This is a genomic window from Candidatus Neomicrothrix sp., assembly GCF_035329545.1.
Taxonomy (GTDB): domain Bacteria; phylum Actinomycetota; class Acidimicrobiia; order Acidimicrobiales; family Microtrichaceae; genus Microthrix; species Microthrix subdominans.
The window spans coordinates 1-4607 of sequence record NZ_DAOLGP010000020.1 but is presented as its reverse complement, the minus strand read 5'-3'; the positions used below and the strand labels follow the sequence as shown (position 1 = coordinate 4607).

General features: G+C 68.8%; 4 protein-coding genes and 1 tRNA gene. 3 read left to right on the top strand and 2 right to left on the bottom strand.

All coding sequences use genetic code 11. The annotated features are described in order from the left end of the window. A partial coding sequence (locus tag PKD89_RS11845) for a hypothetical protein (protein ID WP_324332461.1) occupies positions 1-1203 on the top strand: 1203 nt, incomplete at its 5' end. A 69-nt stretch (positions 1204-1272) separates the two neighbouring features. Here the strand turns inward: PKD89_RS11845 and PKD89_RS11840 are convergent. Further along, positions 1273-1343: transfer RNA gene (locus PKD89_RS11840), tRNA-Gly, on the bottom strand. Between the two features lie 131 nt (positions 1344-1474). On the opposite strand from PKD89_RS11840, the gene PKD89_RS11835 reads away from it, so the two are divergent. Both PKD89_RS11835 and PKD89_RS11830 read left to right on the top strand, forming a co-directional pair. Further along, positions 1475-3130: an Ada metal-binding domain-containing protein gene (locus PKD89_RS11835; RefSeq protein WP_289011253.1), complete on the top strand. Its 1656-nt coding sequence runs from the start codon at positions 1475-1477 to the stop codon at positions 3128-3130. A 49-nt stretch (positions 3131-3179) separates the two neighbouring features. Beyond that, positions 3180-3764 (top strand): methylated-DNA--[protein]-cysteine S-methyltransferase, encoded by a 585-nt coding sequence (locus PKD89_RS11830; RefSeq protein ID WP_425591251.1) that lies wholly within the window; start codon positions 3180-3182, stop codon positions 3762-3764. Positions 3765-4024: 260 nt separating this feature from the next. On the opposite strand, the gene bcp is transcribed toward PKD89_RS11830, so the two are convergent. Further along, on the bottom strand, positions 4025-4477 hold the full coding sequence (gene bcp / locus PKD89_RS11825) for a thioredoxin-dependent thiol peroxidase (protein WP_289011255.1): 453 nt from the start codon (positions 4475-4477) through the stop codon (positions 4025-4027). Positions 4478-4607: the final 130 nt, after the last annotated feature.

Sequence of the window (4607 nt, the reverse complement as noted above, 5' to 3'; positions counted from 1 at the left end):
GCGCTTGGCATCGCCGCCATCACGTCCGTGCTCATCGGGGCGGTGACCGCGCTCGGACTGGTGGCCTCGGGTCTTCCCGCCAGTGGTTCACTCGCCTTTGGCGCGGCCTGGGCGGGCGCCGGTCTGGCCTTCGCCGGGGTGGGTGCCGTCGCCGCCCAATTGGCCCGAACGTCGCGGGGCGCGACGGGGCTTACCGTGGGCGTGCTGGGACTTGCTTACGTGATGCGGGGCATCGGCGACACCAGCGCTCAGCTGTCGTGGCTCAGCTGGCTGTCTCCGCTCGGCTGGGTCCACTCGGTCCGGGCCTTCGCAGGGAACCGTTGGCCGGTGCTGGCGCTACTCGTCGGGTTCGCTGGAGTCATGGCGCTGGTCGCCTACGCCATCGCGGCGCGGCGCGATTTCGGAGCCGGCGTGCTCGCAGATCGGCCGGGACCGGCGCGTGCCCAGGGCTGGCTCGGCAGTACCGTTGGGCTCGCGTGGCGTCTGGAGCGGGGAGCTCTGATCGCCTGGGTCATCGCCTTCGCGATTCTCGGCCTCGTGGTGGGCGGGGTAGCCGGTGACGTCGGCTCCTTCCTCAACACGTCCAGCGGCCAGGACGTTCTGCGACGTCTTGGGGGCGAGAAAAGCCTCGTCGACGCGTACCTCGCCGCCGAACTGGGCATCCTCGGCGTCGTCATCGCAGCGTACGGTGTCCACGCCGCCCTGCGCCTCCGGACCGAGGAGGATTCCCGACGTGCCGAGGAGGTCCTCGCCACCGGGGTCACCCGCGTCCAGTGGGTCGGCAGCTTCATCCTCGTGGCCGCCGCAGGCACGGTCTGTCTGGCCCTCGCCGTTGGACTCAGCTCGGGAGCCGCCCGAGCCGTCCAGACGGGCCAGGTCTCGGACCTCTTTGACCTCCTGGCGGGCGCGCTGGTCCAACTCCCGGCCGTGTGGCTCGTCATCGCCGTGGTAGCGGCCGCCTACGGCATCGGATCTCGTGCTGCCCTCATCGGGTGGGGTGCACTGGTTGCGTTTCTGTTGCTCGGCGAGATCGGGCCCCTCCTCGAGCTGCCGGAGTGGATCATCGAACTCTCCCCGTTCGCCCACGTCCCAAAACTTCCCGGAACGACACTCACCGTTGCCCCGCTCGTGGTTCTTCTGGGGCTCGCTGCGGCCCTTCTGCTGGTCGGTCTCGCCGGGTTCCGCCGGCGAGACCTCGCCTGAGCAACCGGCGAACCCGGTGGTCACCCGGTAACGAGCGAAACCCCTGCTGGAGCAGGGGTTTCGCTGCAGAGCGGGTGACGAGAATCGAACTCGCATTCTCAGCTTGGGAAGCTGATGTTCTACCATTGAACTACACCCGCGACGGCCCCTGGATCATAGTGGACCCGCTCTTTCGCACCGAGTGCAGCCTATTGGCGAAGTGATCGAGGCTCGCCGTCGAGATGTCCGATTTCCGCCAGACACGGTCCGAATCCTCTGGGAGAATGGGGCCATGTCCTCCCCGAAGCCGCCCAAGTCGCCGGTCGCACCCGCCGACGAGTGGTCGGTCGCCTCGCTGCTCGCCGACCCGGAGCGCTGCTATCGGGCGGTGATCAGCCGTGACCGGCGATTCGACGGCCGCATTGTCTTGGCAGTCTCCTCCACCGGGATCTACTGCCGGCCCAGCTGCCCGACGGGGATCCGCCCCAAGCGCGTTAATGCCCGGTTCTATGCCACCGCAGCGGCGGCTCAGGGCGCAGGGTTTCGGGCCTGCAAACGCTGCCGTCCAGACGCTGCCCCCGGATCACCGGAGTGGGCGATGGGCGACGATCTGGTCAACCGGGCCATGCGGGCAATTTCCGCCGGCGAGATCGATCGCCTGGGCGTGGACGGGCTCGCCGACGGGCTGTCGGTCAGCCCGAGGCACCTCACCCGGATGCTGCACGCGCGGGTGGGGGCGACCCCGCTGTCGCTGGCACGGGCGCGCCGGGCCCATGCGGCCAGGCAACTGCTGGAACACTCGAACCTGTCGATAACCGAGGTGGCCTTTGCCGCGGGGTTTGGCAGCGTCCGGCAGTTCAACGACACCGTCCGAGAGGTGTACGACCGAACGCCGTCAAACCTGCGCCAGGCCCGGATGGCCAAGGGCGTCGCAAGCGGAGCGTTGTCGCCGGGGAAGCGCCGCCGATCGCTGGCGAAGGTCGGCGACCTCCCACATCGCAGCGACGGGCCAGCCGTGCACGCCTCCGCCCCGGTACCGACCACGCTGCGCCTGGCGATCCGTCCTCCGTTCGATGCCGCCGAAGTGATTCGGTTTCTGACCTCCCGCGCGCTGCCCGGCGTGGAACACGGCGACGGCTCGACCTTTACCAGGCTGTTGAGCCTGTCCGGCGGCCCGGCGACCATCACGCTGCGCCCGGAGTTCGACGATCGCCGAGGCGGCGAGTCGGCTTCGGTCGATGATGGGATGAACGTGGAGCTGCGGGTCACCGACCTGACCGATCTCTCCGCCGCGGTAAGCGTGGCCGAGCGGCTCTGCGATTCCACCTGCGATCCGGCGGGGGTGGTCGAACTACTCGGGGCCGACCCTCACCTGGGGCCGTCAGTGCACGCCCATCCGGGACGTCGCATGCCGGCCTGTGCCGACGGGTTTGAAGCGTTGGTTCGGGCAGTGCTCGGCCAACAGGTGACCCTGGGCAGGGGGTTGAGGTTGGCCGGGCAGTTGGTCTCGGCCGTCGCCCGGCCCGCCCCCGACTGGGCGCCGTCAGGCCTGACCCATCTTCCCCTTTCCGCAGCCGACGTCGCCGCCGCCGACCTGTCGATGCTGGGTATGCCGGGCGCCCGTCGGCGTGCGCTGACCGCCGCCGCCGAAGCGGTCGCCTCCGGCGTGGTCAGCTTCGATGCCCACGCCAGCCGGCAAGCGGTGAGGCAAGCGCTGCTGGCCGTGCCCGGAATCGGCCCGTGGACCGTCGACTACGTCGCACTTCGCGGGCTGGCCGACCCGGATGCCTTCCCGATCGGCGACGTGGCGCTTCAACGCGGGGCGGCCAACCTGGGTATCGACCGGGCCCCATTGGCCCTGCTCACCCGGGCCGAAGCATGGCGACCCTGGCGAGCGATAGCGACGGCCCATCTGTGGGCCAACGCGGGAAACGGGGTGCAACCGTGAGCGTGATGCCCACCATTCCTTCCACCTCCGGCACGAGGAGCCAACGATGATGAATCCGACGACCGACAGCGACCGCAATGATCGGGGCACCCACCCGACGGTCAGCCGGGTGATCGACACCCCGATCGGCCCGCTCACCCTGGTAGCCGACGACGTCGGGTTGCGCGCGGTGACCTGGCCCGACGAGGACGGGGCCCGAGTGGGGCTGAGCGGGCAACTCGGCGCCTCCGATTCGTCTGCGCCATCGCCGACGACGGTCCACTCCAGCGCAGCGATCGCCACCCTCGAGGCGAGCGAGGCCCAGCTGCGGGAGTACTTCGCCGGTGAGCGACAGGACTTCGACCTGCCGATGCACCTGGTTGGTACCGACTTTCAACAGGAGGCCTGGCGGGGTCTGGCCGACATCCCCTACGGGCAGACGATCAGCTACGGCGAACAGGCCGAGCGGCTGGGTCGGCCCAAGGCCGTGCGGGCGGTGGGCGCGGCCAACGGCCGCAATCCGCTGTCGATCGTGTTGCCCTGCCACCGGGTGGTGGGCGCCAGCGGCGACCTCACCGGATTTGCCGCGGGCCTCGAAACCAAGCGCTGGCTGCTCGCTCACGAGTCGGATCAGGCGCCCCTGCCGTTCGCCTGATCGTTGGTCGCTCGACTACAGCGCTGATCATCGGCCGTGCGGTGACGAACTTGGGTGGCATTTGGGACTACAGGTGACCCAAAGTCCACCCAAGTCGGAGGTGGGTAGGCGTTAAAGGAGGGTTCGTCGAGCCGCTGGACGGTTGTCCGGGCGGGCTACGCCTCGACAAAGCCAGCAGCTTGGTGGCAGTTCAGGCCTTGCGCAGCCAGCGATTTGGTGGCGGGTCAGGCCTTGAGCGCGACCGGCAGGTTGGCGGCGGCTCAGCCCTTGAGCGCGGCCAGCAGCTTGGTCGGCGTGTCCTTGGGGCTGATCTTGGGCCATGCTTGCTCGATCACGCCGTCGGCATCGATGAGGTACGCCGAGCGGATGATGCCGTCGTACACCTTGCCGTACAGCTTCTTCTCGCCCCATGCGCCGAAGGCCTTGGCCACCGTGTGATCAGGGTCGGAGAGCAACGGAAACCCCAGCGAGTGCTTGGTGTCCCAGTTGTGTTGCTTCTTGGGTGTGTCGGGGCTGATGCCCAGGATGGTGACGTCGCCGATCGCGCCGGCGATGTCACGCAGGCCGCAGGCCTGGGTAGTGCAGCCGGGAGTGTTGGCCTTGGGGTAGAAGAAGACCAGTGTGCGATGGCCCCGCAGGTCGGCCAGGGCAACCGTGTCGCCGTGCTGGTCGATCAGTGAGAAATCGGGAGCAGGATCGCCGATGGTCGCCATGGGTGCCGAATCTAGCCAGCCGCTCGTCGCAAAGGCGCGGTCACAACGTCAGTGGGTGGGGCACGTTGCGAAATCGTAACTGTTCAGGTGTCATGGTCCGGCGGCGGGTAGCGCGGGTGCCCAGGTGGTG

What these genes read in the sequence shown, in the direction of transcription:
- PKD89_RS11830 (WP_425591251.1), top strand. Translation starts at nt 3,180, where the DNA reads ATGAATCCGACGACCGACAGCGACCGCAATGATCGGGGCACCCACCCG.
- PKD89_RS11835 (WP_289011253.1), top strand. Translation starts at nt 1,475, where the DNA reads ATGTCCTCCCCGAAGCCGCCCAAGTCGCCGGTCGCACCCGCCGACGAG.
- bcp (WP_289011255.1), bottom strand. Translation starts at nt 4,477, where the DNA reads ATGGCGACCATCGGCGATCCTGCTCCCGATTTCTCACTGATCGACCAG.